21 protein-coding genes are annotated in these 16,126 nt (G+C 75.0%); 16 read left to right on the top strand and 5 right to left on the bottom strand.

The window, feature by feature from the left end:
• The first annotated feature begins 244 nt into the window (after positions 1–244).
• The 7 genes from Q0858_RS05745 to Q0858_RS05715 are packed head-to-tail and all read left to right on the top strand — an operon-like array spanning position 245 to position 5,234.
• Complete coding sequence (locus Q0858_RS05745) at positions 245–370, top strand: hypothetical protein (RefSeq protein ID WP_299051901.1); 126 nt, start codon at positions 245–247, stop codon at positions 368–370.
• 21 nt (positions 371–391) lie between these two features.
• Positions 392–1,489, top strand: a complete 1,098-nt coding sequence (locus Q0858_RS05740) for a 3-isopropylmalate dehydrogenase (RefSeq protein WP_299051900.1) — start codon at positions 392–394, stop codon at positions 1,487–1,489.
• Positions 1,490–1,522: 33 nt separating this feature from the next.
• A complete protein-coding gene (locus Q0858_RS05735) occupies positions 1,523–2,599 on the top strand; it encodes a branched-chain amino acid aminotransferase (protein WP_299051899.1) in 1,077 nt (358 codons plus the stop codon).
• Positions 2,600–2,625: 26 nt separating this feature from the next.
• Positions 2,626–3,294: a YoaK family protein gene (locus tag Q0858_RS05730; protein WP_299051898.1), complete on the top strand. Its 669-nt coding sequence runs from the start codon at positions 2,626–2,628 to the stop codon at positions 3,292–3,294.
• A gap of 17 nt (positions 3,295–3,311) precedes the next feature.
• The gene (locus tag Q0858_RS05725) at positions 3,312–3,938 is read left to right on the top strand and encodes a DUF1684 domain-containing protein (protein ID WP_299051897.1); all 627 of its coding nucleotides are present in this window, start codon (positions 3,312–3,314) and stop codon (positions 3,936–3,938) included.
• Position 3,939: 1 nt separating this feature from the next.
• Complete coding sequence (locus Q0858_RS05720; protein ID WP_299051896.1) at positions 3,940–4,977, top strand: hypothetical protein; 1,038 nt, start codon at positions 3,940–3,942, stop codon at positions 4,975–4,977.
• Positions 4,974–5,234: a hypothetical protein gene (locus Q0858_RS05715; protein WP_299051895.1), complete on the top strand. Its 261-nt coding sequence runs from the start codon at positions 4,974–4,976 to the stop codon at positions 5,232–5,234. The genes Q0858_RS05720 and Q0858_RS05715 overlap by 4 nt, the downstream gene beginning before the upstream one ends.
• A 73-nt stretch (positions 5,235–5,307) precedes the next feature.
• On the opposite strand, the gene Q0858_RS05710 is transcribed toward Q0858_RS05715, so the two are convergent.
• Positions 5,308–5,664, bottom strand: coding sequence for a DUF2200 domain-containing protein (locus Q0858_RS05710; RefSeq protein ID WP_299051894.1), 357 nt, complete (start codon positions 5,662–5,664; stop codon positions 5,308–5,310).
• 46 nt (positions 5,665–5,710) lie between these two features.
• Here Q0858_RS05710 and Q0858_RS05705 point away from each other — a divergent pair, with 46 nt between their 5' ends.
• The 4 genes from Q0858_RS05705 to cimA all read left to right on the top strand — a co-directional run bounded on the left by Q0858_RS05705 (position 5,711) and on the right by cimA (position 10,387).
• Positions 5,711–6,250 carry a DUF1990 family protein gene (locus tag Q0858_RS05705; RefSeq protein WP_299051893.1) on the top strand — a complete coding sequence of 180 codons (540 nt, stop codon included), beginning with the start codon at positions 5,711–5,713 and terminating at the stop codon, positions 6,248–6,250.
• Between the two features lie 13 nt (positions 6,251–6,263).
• A complete protein-coding gene (locus Q0858_RS05700) occupies positions 6,264–6,662 on the top strand; it encodes an MmcQ/YjbR family DNA-binding protein (protein ID WP_299051892.1) in 399 nt (132 codons plus the stop codon).
• Between the two features lie 64 nt (positions 6,663–6,726).
• On the top strand, positions 6,727–8,598 hold the full coding sequence (locus Q0858_RS05695; protein WP_299051891.1) for a serine/threonine-protein kinase: 1,872 nt from the start codon (positions 6,727–6,729) through the stop codon (positions 8,596–8,598).
• A gap of 187 nt (positions 8,599–8,785) precedes the next feature.
• On the top strand, positions 8,786–10,387 hold the full coding sequence (cimA, locus tag Q0858_RS05690) for a citramalate synthase (RefSeq protein WP_299051890.1): 1,602 nt from the start codon (positions 8,786–8,788) through the stop codon (positions 10,385–10,387).
• A gap of 97 nt (positions 10,388–10,484) precedes the next feature.
• On the opposite strand, the gene Q0858_RS05685 is transcribed toward cimA, so the two are convergent.
• Entirely contained in the window at positions 10,485–11,075 is a 591-nt protein-coding gene (locus Q0858_RS05685) for a TetR/AcrR family transcriptional regulator (RefSeq protein WP_299051889.1), read from the bottom strand.
• 101 nt (positions 11,076–11,176) lie between these two features.
• On the opposite strand from Q0858_RS05685, the gene Q0858_RS05680 reads away from it, so the two are divergent.
• From Q0858_RS05680 to Q0858_RS05665, 4 genes are read left to right on the top strand one after another with little or no spacing between them, the layout of a single operon-like run.
• Positions 11,177–11,725, top strand: coding sequence for an NAD(P)H-dependent oxidoreductase (locus tag Q0858_RS05680; RefSeq protein ID WP_299051888.1), 549 nt, complete (start codon positions 11,177–11,179; stop codon positions 11,723–11,725).
• Between the two features lie 57 nt (positions 11,726–11,782).
• Positions 11,783–12,331, top strand: coding sequence for an NUDIX hydrolase family protein (locus tag Q0858_RS05675; RefSeq protein ID WP_299051887.1), 549 nt, complete (start codon positions 11,783–11,785; stop codon positions 12,329–12,331).
• 21 nt (positions 12,332–12,352) lie between these two features.
• Positions 12,353–12,901, top strand: coding sequence for a GNAT family N-acetyltransferase (locus Q0858_RS05670; RefSeq protein WP_299051886.1), 549 nt, complete (start codon positions 12,353–12,355; stop codon positions 12,899–12,901).
• Positions 12,902–12,951: 50 nt separating this feature from the next.
• Positions 12,952–13,359 (top strand): VOC family protein, encoded by a 408-nt coding sequence (locus Q0858_RS05665; protein ID WP_299051885.1) that lies wholly within the window; start codon positions 12,952–12,954, stop codon positions 13,357–13,359.
• A gap of 186 nt (positions 13,360–13,545) precedes the next feature.
• Here the strand turns inward: Q0858_RS05665 and Q0858_RS05660 are convergent, their stop codons facing one another.
• Genes Q0858_RS05660 through Q0858_RS05650 form a run of 3 tightly spaced genes read right to left on the bottom strand, consistent with a single transcriptional unit; the run spans position 13,546 to position 15,462 of the window.
• Positions 13,546–14,154, bottom strand: coding sequence for an energy-coupling factor transporter transmembrane component T (locus Q0858_RS05660; RefSeq protein WP_299051884.1), 609 nt, complete (start codon positions 14,152–14,154; stop codon positions 13,546–13,548).
• Between the two features lie 7 nt (positions 14,155–14,161).
• Complete coding sequence (locus tag Q0858_RS05655) at positions 14,162–14,860, bottom strand: ABC transporter ATP-binding protein (RefSeq protein WP_299051883.1); 699 nt, start codon at positions 14,858–14,860, stop codon at positions 14,162–14,164.
• Positions 14,857–15,462, bottom strand: a complete 606-nt coding sequence (locus Q0858_RS05650) for a biotin transporter BioY (protein ID WP_299051882.1) — start codon at positions 15,460–15,462, stop codon at positions 14,857–14,859. Before Q0858_RS05650 ends, Q0858_RS05655 begins: the two co-directional genes overlap by 4 nt.
• Before the next feature lie 99 nt (positions 15,463–15,561).
• Here Q0858_RS05650 and Q0858_RS05645 point away from each other — a divergent pair, with 99 nt between their 5' ends.
• On the top strand, positions 15,562–16,110 hold the full coding sequence (locus tag Q0858_RS05645) for a TetR family transcriptional regulator (RefSeq protein WP_299051881.1): 549 nt from the start codon (positions 15,562–15,564) through the stop codon (positions 16,108–16,110).
• Positions 16,111–16,126: the final 16 nt, after the last annotated feature.

The raw sequence follows: 16,126 nt of genomic DNA, 5'->3' as shown, positions 1-16,126 counted from the left end.
GGCCACCTCGCCGCGGTGTTCGGCGTTGCGTGAGGCCTCTCGACCCCTTCAGCTCGACCCCGGTCCCCTCTCTGGACCGGCGGCTCCGTGCCGGGTACGACAGGCCCACCCGTCTCCTGGCTCGGCCGAGAGCGGTGCCACGCGATCCGTGGCACGTCGCCCTCGCCTCCCGGCGCGGAGCCCTCCACTCTCGACACACCCCCGACGGACCACGCCGTGGTCCGAGACCAGGAGACGACCTGCCATGTACGACATGTATCCCGACTGGGGCCCCGCCCGTCACCACCCCGAGCACCCCTCGAGCAGCGACGCGCTGCAGGAGGCGATGGACCGCCGCGACCAGGGTGGACCCCGCCCCGACGACAACTGAGGACTCGCTAGCGTCCGGGGCATGAACGACGCCGCCACGACCCCCGTCAGCCCGCCCACCGGCTCCGTCCCGCTGGCGGTGATCCCCGGTGACGGGATCGGCCCCGAGGTGACCACCGAGGCCCTCAAGGTCCTGGGTGCGGTCGCCCCGGCCGGTGTCGAGTTCACGCCCACGACGTACGACCTCGGTGCGGAGCGCTACCTCGCGACCGGCGAGGTCCTCCCGGACACCGTCCTCGAGGAGGTCCGCGGCCACGACGCGATCCTCCTGGGCGCCGTCGGCGGGAAGCCGGGTGACACCCGGCTCCCCGCCGGCGTCCTGGAGCGGGGGCTGCTGCTGCGGCTCCGCTTCGAGCTGGACCACTACGTCAACCTGCGGCCCACCCGGCTGTTCCCCGGCGTCGTGTCGCCGCTCGCCGAGCCGGGCGACGTCGACTTCGTCGTCGTCCGCGAGGGCACCGAGGGCCCCTACACGGGCAACGGCGGCGCCCTGCGCGTCGGCACCCCGGCGGAGGTGGCCACCGAGGTCTCCGTCAACACCGCGTACGGCGTCGAGCGGGTCGTCCGCGACGCCTTCGCCCGGGCGCAGTGCCGCCCGCGCAAGAAGCTGACGCTGGTCCACAAGACCAACGTGCTCGTCCACGCCGGCGCCATCTGGAGCCGGGTCGTGAACGAGGTGGCCACCGAGTTCCCCGAGGTCTCCGTGGACTACCTCCACGTCGACGCCACGATGATCTTCCTGACCACCGATCCCGCCCGCTTCGACGTGATCGTCACCGACAACCTGTTCGGCGACATCGTCACCGACCTGGCCGCCGCCATCTCCGGCGGCATCGGGCTCGCCGCCTCCGGCAACGTCAACCCGGACCGGACGGCGCCCTCCATGTTCGAGCCCGTGCACGGCTCGGCCCCCGACATCGCCGGTCAGCAGAAGGCCGACCCCACCGCGGCGATCCTGTCGACGGCGCTCATGCTCGACCACCTCGGCCTGCCCGACGAGGCCGCGGCGGTCGAGCGCGCCGTCCTCGACGACCTCGCCGCCCGCACCCCGGGCGAGTCCCGGCGTACGGCGGAGGTCGGCGACGCGATCGCCGGCCGCCTCACCCGCCACGACGGGTGATCCCCACTCCCGAGAACGGATAGCGTGCCCGTCATGCAGATCAGCACCACCCCGAACCCCTCGCCGGTCCCCGACGAGCGCCTCGCCGAGATCCTCGCCGCGCCCGGTTTCGGCACCCACTTCACCGACCACATGCTCACGGTCGAGTGGACGCCGGACGCCGGCTGGCACGACGCCCGGATCACGCCGTACGGCCCGCTCAGCGTCGACCCGGCGACCGCCGTCCTGCACTACGCGCAGGAGATCTTCGAGGGGATGAAGGCCTACCGCCACGACGACGGCTCGGTGTGGACCTTCCGTCCCGACGAGAACGCCGCCCGCATGGTGCGGTCGTCGCAGCGGCTCGCGCTGCCCGTCCTCGACGCGGGGGACTTCGTCTCCTACGTCGACGAGCTGGTCCGGGCCGACGAGCGCTGGGTGCCGGACGGGGAGGGGGAGAAGAGCCTCTACCTGCGGCCCTTCATGTTCGCCTCGGAGGTGTTCCTCGGGGTGCGCCCGGCGCAGCACGTGACCTTCATGGTCATCGCCTCGCCGGCGGGCGCCTACTTCAAGGGCGGCGTCCAGCCGGTCTCGCTCTGGCTGACCGAGGACTACACCCGCGCCGGCCGCGGCGGCATGGGCGCGGCGAAGACCGGCGGCAACTACGCCTCGTCCCTGGTCGCCCAGCAGGAGGCCATCGCCGCCGGCTGCGACCAGGTCGTCTTCCTCGACGCCGAGCACGGCACGTACGTCGAGGAGCTCGGCGGCATGAACATGTACTTCGTCCACGCCGACGGGCACATCTCCACCCCCGAGACCGGCACGATCCTCGAGGGCATCACCCGCGCCTCGGTCATCGAGCTCGCGGGCAAGATGGGCCACCACGTGGAGGAGCGCCGCTTCTCGATCGACGAGTGGCGCGACGGCGTGACGTCCGGCGAGATCACCGAGATCTTCGCCTGCGGCACCGCCGCCGTGATCACCCCCGTCGGGGAGCTGAAGTGGGAGGGCGGGGGCGTCCCCGCCACCGGCAACGGCTCACCGGTCGCGCTCGCGATCCGGCAGGCGCTGGTCGACCTGCAGTACGGCCGCGCCGAGGACACCTTCGGCTGGATGCACCGGGTCCTCTGAGCACCTCGCCGACCAGGGGCCCACGGGTGGGGGCGCTGCCCCTGGTCCTCGCACTGACCTTCGCGACCGGCGTCGTCGACGCCGTCGGGTTCCTCGGGCTCGACCGCGTCTTCGTCGGCAACATGACCGGCAACGTCGTCGTCCTCGGCATGGGTCTCGCCGGGGCCGACGACCTGCCCGTCGTCGGCCCGGCGCTCGCGCTGGTGGGCTTCGCCCTGGGGGCGTTCGTCGGCGGCCGGCTGGTCCGCGGCAGCGGGTGGTCGCGGCGCACCGCGGTCCTGGTCGGCGTGACCGGCGTCGTCGTCGCGGCGACCGCGGTGCTCGTGCTGCTCGCCGGCGACGACCCGGCGTACGGCGTGACCGTGGGGACGACGACCGCGCTCGGCGCGGCCATGGGCCTGCAGGCCGCCACCGCCCGCGCGGTCGGGGTCAAGGACGTCACCACGGTGGTCGTCACCTCCACGATCACCGGCCTGTTCGCCGACGCGGGCCGCAGCGGGTCGTGGCGCGACGCCGGGCGCCGGTCGACCGCGGTGGTGCTGATGCTCCTCGGCGCGCTGGTCGGCGCCCTGCTCCTGCTGGTCCACGCCGCGGCCGGGCTGGCACTCGCGGCGGCCGTGACGCTGGTCGTCGCGGTCCTGGGTCTGTGGCCGGCCCGGCGTACCTCCCCGAACGCCGTCGGCGCGACCGGCTGACGGGTAGCGTCGCGCGGGTGTCCAGCCCCCTCACCCTCGTCGACTGGCGCGACCGCATGGCGGCGCTCTTCACCGCCGTCCGTGCCGAGCCCGACCCTGCCGCCGGGCACGCGCTGTGGCGCCAAAGGCGGGCCGAGCTCTTCGCCCACCACCCCGACAGCCCGTTGCGTGACCAGCCCGAGCTGCAGGAGAAGGGCCTCTCGTACTGGCCCTACGACCCGGCGCTGCGCTTCGAGGCGGCCCTGGCCGACGTCGCCCCCGACGCCGCCGGTCCCGACGAGCTCGGCGTCGACACCGGCGACGACGGCGGCACCACCCTGCGCCGGATCGGGCGGGTCGACCTGCCCGGGCTCGGGTCGCTCGACGTCTGGCGCCTCCACCAGTACGGCGGCGGGCTGTTCGTGCCGCTGCGCGACGGGACCTCGGGGGTACCCGGTGACGACAGGGCGTCGTCGTACGGCGGGGGCAGGTACGTGGTCGACACCGCCAAGGGCGCCCACCTCGGCGTCGGCGACGGCACGCTCACGCTCGACCTGAACTTCGCCTACCACCCCTCCTGCCGCTACGACCCACGCTGGCGCTGTCCGCTCGCGCCGCCGGGCAACCGGATCGAGGCCCGCGTCGAGGCGGGGGAGCAGTACTGAGGTGAGCACCTCGTCGCGTCACGCCGACCTCGACTACCGACCGGTCGAGCGCGGCCTCGGCCTGGGCGGCCGGCTGCGGGCGATCGCGCGGAACCCGAGGTTCGTCATCGGCGGCACGGTCTGCGTGCTGGTCCTCGTCATCCCCGCCGTCGCCCTGGTCGTCATGGTCTGGGGGGGCCACACCGAGGACGGCGGTCTGCTGTTCTTCCTGGGGCTCCTGGTCGCCGGCGGCCTGTACGCCGTCGTCGACGTCCTCCGCCAGGCCGGCGGTCCCGGTCGCCTGGAGCAGTTCGCCGAGGTCAACGGCCTGCGCCACCTCAGCGGCGCGGTGGCCACCCACTACCTCGGCAGCCGGTTCGCGGACGGATCCCACGTCGTCGACGCCGCCGTCCGCTCGGAGACGACCTCGACGGTCGTCGAGGTCGGCGACCTCTTCCCGGTCACGTCGCTGCGGTCGACCCAGGAGCACCGCAGCCGGACCGCCTACCTCCGGGTCGTCGTCCCGGGCGCGCTCCCGGTGGGTCCCGCCGCGGCCCGGACGATCGTCGACCCCGGGCTCGAGAAGGAGCTCGTCGCGCTGCTCGGCCCCGTGGCCGTCGAGGTCGGCTGGCGCGAGGTCACGGTGTACGCCGCGCGCGGCCTGGACCCGACGGGGAAGGGGCGGCTGCGCGAGGCTCTCCGGCTGGCGGAGCGGGTCGCGGCCTCGGCGTCCGCCGTCGCGGTCCCGGCGGGCTTCGCCGCCCAGCGCGGCCCGTCGGGCGTCGCGATCCCGGCCCCCGGCGCGCCGGAGGCCCCTGCCGGGCGCCGCCTCCACCCCGTGCTGCTCGTGCTGGGGACGCTCGCAACGCTGGTCGTGCTGCCGCTGCTGTTCGCCGTCGTGATGTCGAGCCTCGAGCCGATCATCCGGGGCAACAGGGGCGTCGCGACCCTTGTGGTGGGCGCCGCCGTCGTCGTCCTGCTGGCGGTGGTGTCGCTGCTGGTGCGGCTCGCGAGCACCCACCGTCGGCGCAGCGGCGGAGGCCGGCGGGCCCGACCGTGACCGACCTGACGCCCCGGCTGCGGCGACGGATCGAGGCGGACTTCGGGGGCTCCGCCGACGAGGTCGCCGCCGCCGTCCGGGGTGCTCGGGACACCGAACGGACCCAGGCAGCGATCGTCCTGATCGCCCAGGGGGACCAGGACCGGCTGGCGTACGCCCTGCGGATCGCCGCCCTCGACTGGCGCGACCTGCTGATGGACGCCGGTCTGGCCCACACCGACTGGCCCGACCGCCTCGACGAGGCGCTGGGCGACTGAGCGGTCCCTCCCGCCCCGGCGCCCATCACGAGCTGAGCGTGCGCCCACGCTGGTCGAGCAGCACGCGATCCCGTCAACCGGCGGTGGCTCCCCGCCGCAGCACCTTGTCCATCGCCTTCCCCCGGGCGAGCTCGTCCACGAGCTTGTCGAGGTAGCGGATCCTCCGCATGAGCGGGTCTTCCACCTCCTGCACCTTCACGCCGCACACCGAGCCGGTGATCAGCGAGACGTGGGGGTTGAGGTCGGCGGCGTCGAAGAAGTCGGCGAACGTCGTCCGCTCCGCGAGGTGGCGTTCCAGGGTGGCCTGGTCGAAGCCGGTCAGCCACCGCACCACCTCGTCGACCTCGTCCTTCGCCCGGCCCTTCTTCTCGGCCTTCGTGACGTAGTGCGGGTACACGTCGGCGACGGCGGTGGCGAAGATCCTGTGCACGGGCCCCACGGTAGTCCTGGAAGGGCCCGCCGAGGGAGCATGACGTGTGCAGGTACACCGGCTCGACGACGCGACGGCGGCCCGGCTCGCGGCCGCGGACCTCACCTACGACCGGTCCGCGACGCCCCTGCTGGGCGCGGCACGCGGCGTACGACGCTTCGAGCGCTCGGCCCGGTTGACGCGGACGGACCTCGACGGCACCGCCGCGGACCTCCTGGCCTGGCGGCTCCAGGCGGCGGCGGGCCTCCGCGTCCGGGCCTCCGACGTCCCGCTGCGCGTGGGCACCGTGGTCCTGCTCGGTCTCGGCCCGCGGTGGCTGCGGATCGAGGCGCCCTGCCGGGTGGTGGCGCTGGTCGACGAGCCGACCCGGCGCGGCTTCGTGTACGGCACCCTGCCCGGCCACCCCGAGTGCGGCGAGGAGAGCTTCGTGGTCGAGGAGGACGACGAGGGGCTGCGGGTCACGGTGGCGGCGACGTCCCGGCCCGCCACCCTCCTGGCCCGGCTCGGGGGTCCGGTGACCCACCGCGTGCAGGACGCCATGACGGCCCGCTACCTGCGCGTCCTCGACGGTGTCGGCGGCCGCTGACACACTCGCGGGCATGGCGCACGACCGCATGTACGACGACGGCGACCCGCTGCTCGCCCGCCTGCGCGAGCTGGCGCTCGCCCTCCCCGAGGCGCACGAGAAGGAGGCCTGGGGGCGGCCCACCTTCCGCGCCGGCAAGATCTTCGCGATCTACGGCGGTGGGGTGAAGGTGGCTCCCGGGGAGCACGAGCCGCACGAGCGCGCCGTCCTGGTGAAGCCCGAGCCGGGCGAGGTGAACGCCCTCGACGAGGACCCCCGCTTCTTCGTGCCCGCCTACTACGGCCCCTTCGGCTGGCGGGGTCTCGACCTCGACGGCGACGACGTCGACTGGACCGAGGTCGCCGAGCTGCTCGACGCGTCCTTCCGGCAGGTGGCCAGCCGCTCGGCGGTGAAGGAGCTCGACGCTCGCTGAGCGCCACCTGAAGATGACACCCAGGGTCACGGACCCGGGCGCCCCGCGCCGGTAGCGTGGGCGCGTGACCGCAACCCCCTGGGCTCGCCCTCCCGGCGAGATCGTCGTGGACGGCTACACGCTGCTGTCCAAGATCGGGGAGGGCGGCATGGGGGTCGTCCACCTCGCCCAGCGCGGGAACGGGCCCCGGGTGGCGCTGAAGGTGCTGCGTCCCCACGTCGTCGGCGGCGACGAGGGACGCGCCCGCCTGGCTCGCGAGGTGGCCTCGCTGAGCCGCGTCCGCTCCCGCCGTGTCGCGGAGATCGTGGACGCCGACCCGTGGGGCGAGATCCCGTACGTGGCGACCCGCTACGTCCCCGGGCCCGCACTGCACGACTTCGTCGCCGACGAGGGTCCGATGACCGGCGGGGCGCTGCGTCGCTTCGCCGCCGGCCTCGCCGAGGCGCTGCGCGCCGTCCACGACGTCGGCGTCCTGCACCGCGACATCAAGCCCTCGAACGTCCTCGTCGAGGGTCGCGACCCCGTCCTGATCGACTTCGGCCTCGCGCGCCTCGCCGAGGAGGACCAGCGCCTCACCCAGACCGGGTGGCTGCTCGGCACCCCCGGCTACCTCGCGCCCGAGATCCTCGAGGGCGACGACCCGACGTCCGCGGCCGACGTCCACTCGTGGGCGGCGACCGTCGTCTTCGCCGGCACCGGGCGCTCGCCCTTCGGCCGCGGCCCGGCGATGGCGGTGATGGACCGGGTCCGCCGCGGCGCCCACGACCTGTCCGGGCTGCCCGCGCCCGCGCGGCGGCTGCTCGAGCCCGCGCTCCACCCCGACCCCCTCGTCCGACCCACCCTCGACGAGATCGCCGTCGAGCTCGAGGCGCCCCGCCCGCCCGCCCCGGCGCCCGTGCCCGCGGTCGACGCGGTCGAGGAGCCGCCGCTGACGCTGCCGTACGCCGCCGTCCTCCGCGACGAGCGCGACGCCCGCGACGCCGAGGACGCCGGGGCGCACACCACCGTCGAGCCGCTCCCGCCGACCGCGGTCGAGACGGTGTACGACGATCGGTACTCCAACGCGGACGACGCTGGCGACGCGGACGACGACCTCGAGGACGAGGACGGCGGCTACGAGGACGGCTACGACGAGGGCTACGACGACGGGTACGACGAGCGCCCGGTCCTCGGGCTCGCGCCGCAGCGGGCGCCGTACCAGGAGCCGCCCCCGATCGACCCGCGCCTGCGCCCGGCCGAGGACCGGCGTCCGGCGTACGACCCCTACGGCTCCCGCGATCCCTACGGCTCCCACGACCCGTACGCGGCGTACGCGCCCCACCCCGACGTGCCGCCGCGGCCGACGGCGGCGCAGCGGTTCCGCTCGACGTCCCTGGTCGCCCTCGGTGGCCTGGGGGTCGGCGCCGGAGTCGCGGCGTACCCCTGGCTCGCCCTGATGCTCCTCGTCGTCGGCGTGTGGGTCGCTCGCGCCGCCTCGGCGGCCGGCGGGTCGGTGGCCGCGCGGCGGATGGTCCGCGGTCGACGCTGGTACGACGTCCCGCGCGCCGGCGCGCTCCTGCCGTGGCACCTCGTCGCCACCGTCCCGGTCACGGTGCTGCTGTGGCTGTGGTCGCTCGGGTTCGCCGGGTGTGCCGCCGTCCTGGCCTGGGGTGTCGGGGGAGGAGGCGCCACCGTGCTCGGCCTGTTCGGCGTCGTCCTCGCGCTGTGCCTGTGGACCGGACCGGGCGGCGGTCGCGTGCGCGGCCCGGTGCGGGGACTGCTGAGGCCGGTCGCGGCCGACGCCGCCTCGTGGGGCGTGGCCGTGCTGCTCGTCGGCGGCGCAGGGCTCGCACTCGCCCTCCTGGTCGCCTCCCAGGGCACGTCCTGGCTGCCCGCCGACGCGGCGCCGTGGGACGGCTGGCGCCTCCCGCGGCTGCGCGACCTGCTCGGGGCCTGACGACCACCTGACGGTCCCACCCTGGGCCGTGGACCCGATCCGTGCCAGACTGCCGGACGTGCGTCACCTCATCGCCATTCCCTAGCGCGTCCGCGAACCTCCGCCGACGCGCCCACCTCCTGTTCCCGCAGGGGGTTTTTTGTTGCCCGAGACCACCCGCTGCACCCGAGACGAGAAGGCCGAACCGATGAACCTGCAGGGCGAGTTCCACGTCTACGACACGACGCTGCGCGACGGCGCGCAGCAGGAGGGCCTCAACCTCTCCGTCGCCGACAAGCTGACCATCGCCCGGCGCATCGACGAGCTCGGCGTCGGCTACATCGAGGGCGGCTGGCCGGGCGCGAACCCGAAGGACACCGAGTTCTTCCGCCGCGCGCAGACCGAGCTCGACCTGCGGCACGCCCGTCTCGCCGCGTTCGGCGCCACCCGCCGCGCCGGGGCGAAGGCCGCCGACGACCCGCTGGTGGCCGCGCTGCGCGAGTCCGGCGCGCAGACCATCACCCTCGTCGCGAAGTCCCACGACCGCCACGTCGAGCTGGCGCTGCGGACCACGCTGGAGGAGAACCTCGCGATGGTCCGCGACACCGTCACCCACCTCCGCGCCGAGGGCCGCCAGGTCTTCGTCGACGCCGAGCACTTCTTCGACGGCTACCGCGACAACCGCGACTACGCCCTCGAGGTCCTGCGGACCGCCTGGGAGTCCGGCGCCGAGGTCGTCGCGCTGTGCGACACCAACGGCGGGATGCTGCCGCCGTGGGTGACCGAGGTCGTCCAGGACGTCATGACCGTCGCGAACGAGTCCGGCGGCCGCGTCGGCATGCACGCCCACAACGACACCGGCTGCGCCGTCGCCAACAGCCTCGCGGCCGTCGCCGCGGGCGCCACGCACGTCCAGGGCTGCCTCAACGGGTACGGCGAGCGCACCGGCAACGCCGACCTCGTCACCGTGGTGGCCAACCTCGAGCTGAAGACCGGCCGGCAGGCGCTCCCGGAGGGCCGGCTCGCCGAGGCCACCCGCATCGCCCACGCGGTCGCCGAGAACACCAACATCCCGCCCGCCTCGCGCCAGCCCTACGTCGGCTCCTCGGCGTTCGCCCACAAGGCCGGGCTGCACGCCAGCGCCATCAAGGTCGACCCGAACCTCTACCAGCACATGGACCCCGCCGGCGTCGGCAACGACATGCGCCTGCTCGTCTCCGACATGGCCGGCCGCGCGTCGATCGAGCTGAAGGGGCGCGAGCTCGGCTTCGACCTGTCCGCCGACAAGGAGCTGCTGACCACCATCACCGACCGGGTGAAGGAGCTCGAGGCGGCCGGGATGAGCTTCGAGGCGGCCGACGCCTCGTTCGAGCTGCTGCTGACCGACCTCGCCGGCGGTGGGCGGCCGACGTACTTCGAGATCGAGTCGTGGCGCGTCATCACCGAGAGCGGCGGGACCACCTCGGGCAGCGAGGCCACCTCCGAGGCCACCGTGAAGCTCCGCGCGGGCGGCGAGCGCCACGTGGTCACCGGCGAGGGCAACGGTCCGGTCAACGCCCTCGACCAGGCGCTGCGCGGCGCCATCGGCCGCGCCTACCCGGAGGTCGCGAAGTTCGACCTCGTCGACTACAAGGTCCGCATCCTCGACCAGGGCCACGGCACCGACGCCGTCACCCGCGTCCTCATCGAGACCGCCGACGGAGAGACCACCTGGGTCACCGTCGGCGTCGGCCACAACGTCGTCGAGGCGTCCTGGGCGGCGCTCCTCGACGGCCTCACCTACGGCCTGCGCCGGCACCACGTGGGCTGAGTCGAGTCGGCACGTCTGCGCAGCCTGGAGGGCTCGAGTCGGCACGTCTGCGCAGCCTGGAGGGCTCGAGTCGGCACGTCTGCGCAGGCTGGGGCCGTCAGTCGGCGACGATCCTGCGGGCGAGGTCGGTCCACGAGGCGACGACCCGCTCGACCGGGAAGTCCGCGCGGTGCAGGTCGGGGTCCAGCAGCGGCACCTCGAGCGGCGCGAGCAGCGCGGTGGCCAGCATCGGCAGGTCGCCGGTGACGCCGAGCTCGCGCAGCAGGTGCCGGACGTGGAGCACCGTGAACGCGTGCGCGGGCTGCGAGCGGACGCCGAAGCCGCCGGCGGCGCGGATCAGGTCGGCGTGCACGAGCGTGGTCTCCAGGCGAGACCGACCGAGGGCCACGAGGCGCTCCCACGGGGGTGCGCCCGGACCCAGCGGGGGCTCCCCGGAGATGACGGCGGCCTGCCAGGCCCGCTCGGAGTCGTCGAGGACGGCGGTCATCAGGCCCTCACGGGAGGCGAAGCGGCGGAACACCGTCCCCTTGCCGACCCCGGCCTCGGCGGCGACCGCGTCCATCGTGATGCCGTCGACCCCGCAGCGGGACACCAGCGCCCGGGCCGCGCCGAGCAGCAGCGCGCGGTTGCGGGCGGCGTCGCTCCGCTCGGGCTGCGGGTCCCCGAGCAGGGGGAGCAGGTCGGCCATGGTGCGCCCACGGTAGTGGCTGACCGGAGCGGGGAATAGAAACGGACTCTGGTCCGGTTAGGGTCGTCGTACTCGCACCCCACCCCCTCCGAGGAGATCCCATGACCACCACCGTCGCCGTCCTCGTCGGCAGCCTCCGCGCCGACTCCGTCAACCGCCGCGTGGCCGAGCGCCTCCGCGACGACGCCCCCGAGGGCGTCCGCCTCGAGATCGTCGAGGGCCTCGACCTCCTGCCCTTCTACAACGAGGACGTCGACGTCCCCGGCCGCACCCCCGAGGCCGCCGTCCGACTGCGCGACCAGGTCGGCGCCGCCGACCGCGTGCTCGCTGTGACCCCCGAGTACAACGGCACGATGCCCGCCGTCCTCAACAACGCCCTCGACTGGCTGTCCCGCCCGTACGGCGCCGGTGCCGTCGTCGGCAAGCCCTTCGGCGTCGTCGGGGTCACCCCCACGCCGTACGGCGGCAAGTGGTCCCACGCCGACGCCGCCCGCTCCGCCGGTATCGCGGGCGCCGCGGTCGTGGAGGACGTCACCGTGTCCCAGTCGTCCATCGACGTGGACGTGCTGGGCGACGAGGCCGTGCAGCAGCGCCTCAGCGACGCGCTCGCGACCCTCGTCGCGGCCGAGGCGCAGCCCGCCGCTGCCTGACGGTCCAGGAGGACCGGGGCTGCTCCGAGCCAGCCGCGGGTGGGGGAGGATAGGCGCATGTCGTCCGTGCGCACCCCCGACCCCAACCCCGGCTGGCTCTCGGAGATCGCCCTGGAGGAGACCCGCTCCCGCGTCCCGATCCTGTACGTCGAGGCAGTCCCGGTCCGGCTCTCGCCCGACGGCGTCGTCGAGCAGGTCGGCGTGCTGCTCCGCGGCTCGCCGACCACCGGCGTGATCACCCGGACGCTGGTCTCGGGCCGCGTCTACCACGGCGAGTCGATCCGCAGCGCCCTCATGCGGAACCTCGAGAAGGACCTCGGCCCCATGGCCTTCCCGATGCTGCCGCCGAGCCCGGTGCCGTTCACCGTCGCCGAGTACCTCCCGCTGCCCGGCGTCAGCGCCCTCCACGACCCGCGCCAGCACGCCGTCGCGCTGGTGTACGTCGTCCCGGTCACCGGCGACTGCGACCCGCGGCAGGACGCGCTGGAGCTGACGTGGCTGACGCCCGACGAGGCGATGAGCCAGGAGCTGCGCGGCGAGCTCGAGGGCGGGCGCGGGCTGCTGCTGACCCAGGCGATGGCGCACGTGGGCGCCAACCTCGCCTGAGGCCCGGCGGGCACCACCGGCATGGCCGTGCGCCAGCGGACCTGCGCCACCGCGGACCTCGACGCCCCCGCGCTCGCGGCCGTCCGCAGGCTCCTCGACGACGCGTTCGTCGACGACCCCGACGGCCCGTTCGGTGACGACGACTGGGACCACGCCCTGGGCGGCCACCACGTCCTCGCCTGGGACGGCGGTGAGCTCGTGGGCCACGCCGCCCTCGTGTGCCGCCGCCTGCTGCACGGCGACCGCACCCTGCGGACCGGGTACGTCGAGGGCGTCGTCGTCCGCGCCGACCGGCGCCGGCAGGGCATCGCCGACGCGCTGATGACCGAGGTCGAGCGACTGCTGGCCGGGTACGACCTCGGGGCGCTCGGCGCGACCGACGACGGCCGCCCGCTGTACGAGCGCCACGGGTGGGTCCCGTGGCGGGGGCGGTTGTCCGCGCTCACCCCGTCGGGCGTCGTCCCCACCCCGGACGAGGAGGGGCACGTCCTGGTGCTGCCGCGGGTCGACGTACCGCTCGACCTGGACGTCGGCCTGACCTGCGACTGGCGGCCCGGCGACCTCTGGTGAGGCCTGCGATGGGCCTGGACGTCGCTCGCCGGCGGTGGCAGCGTGGGCGCATGAGCGCGCTGACGCCGTACCTCTGCGTCGCCGACGGCCACGCCGCGATCGAGTGGTACGTCCGGGTGCTCGGCGCGGAGGTGACGTCCGACGTCGTCGCGATGGACGACGGTCGCGTGGGCCACGTGGAGCTCACCGTCGACCTCGGCGCCGGTCCGGCGCGCTGGATGATGTCCGACGAGTTCGAGGCCGCTGGGGTGGCCCGCCCCGCGCCGGGGCGCGGCAGTGACGTCACGCTGCACGTCGAGGTCGGGGACGCCGTCCGCCTCGACGCCCTCGCCGCAGCCATGGCCGACGCCGGCGCCGACCTCCAGCGCGGACCCGACGACAACCCGCACGCCGGCCGCGTCGCCGTCCTCCGCGACCCCTTCGGCCACCGCTGGTTCCTCGCTGCGCCGCTCGGCTGAGCCGCCGTTGGCGCTGTTCCCACGCGTCTCACCTGCCACTGGTTACGCCAGCCGACCCGCGAAACCCCGTCCTGGCTGACGAAACTTCGTCAGCCCAGTCGGGGTTTCGCCAGCCGGCTGGCGAAAGCCGGGACGCCTGGGGCTCCTGTGACTCGCCCCGTACGGCGGACGACCGGACGACCGGGCTCAGTCGTCGCCGATGCCGCGGGCGTGGAGGGCCTGGCCGGTGGCGCGGGCGTGGGCGACGGTGCGGAGGGCGAGCGGGACGAGGAGGGCGCGGGGGTCGCGCTCGAGGCCACGGGCGCGGGCGGCGTCGCGGGTCTCGCGGGCGAGGTCGAGGGTGGCGGGGACGCTGCGCAGCATGAGCGAGAAGGCGAGCGCCACGCCCTCCGGCGACACCCCCACCCGGCGGAGGGGGCGCAGGCCGCGGGTGATCGCGTCGAGCATCGCGTCGATCGGGGTGGTGGTGGTCAGGACGGTCGCGAGCAGCACCAGGGTCGCGACGTCCGCCATCCGCTCGACCGCGCGCTCCCAGCCCTGGGCCCAGGCCAGCCAGGCGCCCAGGAGGACCACGACGAGCAGCACGCCCCGCAGGGCCCGCCACACCGGCCGGACGCCGCCGCTCGCCCACGCCAGGACCCCGGCCGCCCCCGCGACGAGGGGGAGGGCGGTGACCGGGCCGCTGACGAGGACGACGACCACCCCGAGGACGACGAGTCCGAGCAGCTTGGTGCCCGCCCCGAGGCGGTGGAGCAGCGTGGTGCCGGGCCGGTGCAGCCCCAGGAGGTCGCTCACGCGGGCCTCACGCGGTCGCCCGGTAGTGCTCGACGACCTCGGGGGCGGGCCCGTCGCGCACCACGCGCCCGCCGTCCACGAGGAGCGCGCGGTCGCACCGGGCGGCCAGCTCCAGGTCGTGGGTCACGAGCAGCAGCTGCAGGTCGAGCCCGAGCAGCAGGTCGCCGACCCGCCGGGCGTTCGCGAGGTCCAACAGGGTCGTCGGCTCGTCGGCGACCAGCACCGACGGCCCGGTCGCGAGCACGCCGGCCAGCGCGAGCAGCTGGCGCTGCCCGCCCGACAGGGCGTGGACGCTGCGGTCCCCGAGTCCCGCCAGGCCGTAGGCGGCGAGCACGTCCTCGGCGGCGCGGCGCCGTACGGCCGGGTCGCGGTGGGTACGACGCAGCGACAGCGCCACGTCCTCCGCGGCCGTCGGCATCACGAGCTGGGCGGCCGGGTCGGTGAACACGAACCCCACCCGCCGCCGGACCTCGCGGCCGGACTCGACGACGTCCAGACCGTCGACCAGCACGCGCCCGGCGGTGGGCTCGACCAGTCCGTTGACGAGCCGGGCGAGGGTGGACTTGCCCGACCCGTTCGGCCCGATGAGCGCCACGCGTCGCTCGACGAGGTCCAACGAGGTCGCCTGCAGCACCTCGAGCGGCCCGTCGACGGTCTCGACGACCACCCGGACGGACTCGAGGCGGACTCCGGGCGTCGGCGTCACGCGGGGGCGCGGTCCTTCCGGGCCGCGGCCGTACGACGGCGGGGGAGCAGGTCGGCGAAGGCGCGGTGGACCGCCGTCGCCACCACGCCCACGGCGAGGTTCTTCACGACGTCACCGGGCCAGAAGACGAGGTCGACGGCGAACGCCTGGCCCCACGTCAGGTCCGCCAGCAGCACCAGGCCCGTGATGCCGAGGGTGTGGATGAAGGCGAAGCTGCCGGCCAGCCCCGACAGCGTGATGAGCGGGATGCTGGTCGCGGCCCGACGTCGGGGCAGCCGCTCGACGAGGAACCCGGTGAGCGCCGCGGCGAACGGGAAGCCGAGCAGGTAGCCCGCGGTCGGCCCGACGAGGACGGGGAACCCGGAGGCGCCGCCCGAGAAGACGGGCAGCCCGGCGGCGCCGACGACGACGTACAGCAGCACGGCGAGGAACCCGCGGCGCGCCCCGAGGCAGGCGCCCGCCAGCAGGACGGCGAACGTCTGCAGCGTGATCGGCACGGGCGTCCCGGTGGGGATCGCGGGGAGCAGCGCGCACACCGCGATCAGCGCGGCGAACCCGGCGATCAGCGCGACGTCGGCGGGGGCGGAACGACGGGTGGCCATGGTGCTCCTGCGGGAGGGGCGCGGCGGGGGCTCGCGACGGGGACCTGAACGGCGTTCAGGTTAGGGTGGACGTCCCGAGGGGTCAACGGAGGGGGTCCGATGCCGCGTCACCGCCGCACCGACGTGGTCGCCCGCGCCGTCGACGTCCTGGACCGCTACGGCCTCGCCGACCTCACCATGCGCCGCCTCGCCGCGGAGCTCGACGTCCGGCCCAGCGCGCTCTACCACCACTTCCCCGACAAGCAGCACCTGCTCGGCGCCGTCGCCGACGCGCTCCTGGCCCGCGGTGCCGTGGCGCCCACGGACGGCGACGACGTCGAGGCGGCCTGCCGCCGCGTCCGCGACGCGCTGCTGGCCTACCGCGACGGCGCCGAGGTGGTGGCGACGGCCCTCGCGTTCGGGCTCGGCGGCTCCGCGGCGTACGACGCCCTCGCGGCTGCCGTCGCCCGCGAGCAGGTCGACGATCGCCTGGGTCGCACCGCCGCCCGGGCACTGCTGCACCTGGTGCTCGGGCACACCGGTGAGGAGCAGACTCACCTGCAGGCCCACTCCGCCGGCGCGCTCGCGGGCGACCCGCGACGCACCTCGGACTTCGGCGCCGCGGTGGGGCTCGTGGTGGCCGGGCTGCGGGCCTCGGTCAGCGGATAGCCCACCGGGTCTCGTG

This window comes from uncultured Nocardioides sp., assembly GCF_947489365.1.
Lineage (GTDB): Bacteria > Actinomycetota > Actinomycetes > Propionibacteriales > Nocardioidaceae > Nocardioides.
Note: the sequence above shows the minus strand (reverse complement) of the source record. Positions and strands in the feature narration are given on the sequence as shown.

Coding starts and splice junctions, on each gene's coding strand:
- cimA (WP_299051890.1), top strand. CDS start 8,786: ATGAACCTGCAGGGCGAGTTCCACGTCTACGACACGACGCTGCGCGAC.
- Q0858_RS05735 (WP_299051899.1), top strand. CDS start 1,523: ATGCAGATCAGCACCACCCCGAACCCCTCGCCGGTCCCCGACGAGCGC.
- Q0858_RS05675 (WP_299051887.1), top strand. CDS start 11,783: ATGTCGTCCGTGCGCACCCCCGACCCCAACCCCGGCTGGCTCTCGGAG.
- Q0858_RS05645 (WP_299051881.1), top strand. CDS start 15,562: ATGCCGCGTCACCGCCGCACCGACGTGGTCGCCCGCGCCGTCGACGTC.
- Q0858_RS05700 (WP_299051892.1), top strand. CDS start 6,264: ATGGCGCACGACCGCATGTACGACGACGGCGACCCGCTGCTCGCCCGC.
- Q0858_RS05670 (WP_299051886.1), top strand. CDS start 12,353: ATGGCCGTGCGCCAGCGGACCTGCGCCACCGCGGACCTCGACGCCCCC.
- Q0858_RS05680 (WP_299051888.1), top strand. CDS start 11,177: ATGACCACCACCGTCGCCGTCCTCGTCGGCAGCCTCCGCGCCGACTCC.
- Q0858_RS05650 (WP_299051882.1), bottom strand. CDS start 15,462: ATGGCCACCCGTCGTTCCGCCCCCGCCGACGTCGCGCTGATCGCCGGG.
- Q0858_RS05685 (WP_299051889.1), bottom strand. CDS start 11,075: ATGGCCGACCTGCTCCCCCTGCTCGGGGACCCGCAGCCCGAGCGGAGC.
- Q0858_RS05740 (WP_299051900.1), top strand. CDS start 392: ATGAACGACGCCGCCACGACCCCCGTCAGCCCGCCCACCGGCTCCGTC.
- Q0858_RS05665 (WP_299051885.1), top strand. CDS start 12,952: ATGAGCGCGCTGACGCCGTACCTCTGCGTCGCCGACGGCCACGCCGCG.
- Q0858_RS05745 (WP_299051901.1), top strand. CDS start 245: ATGTACGACATGTATCCCGACTGGGGCCCCGCCCGTCACCACCCCGAG.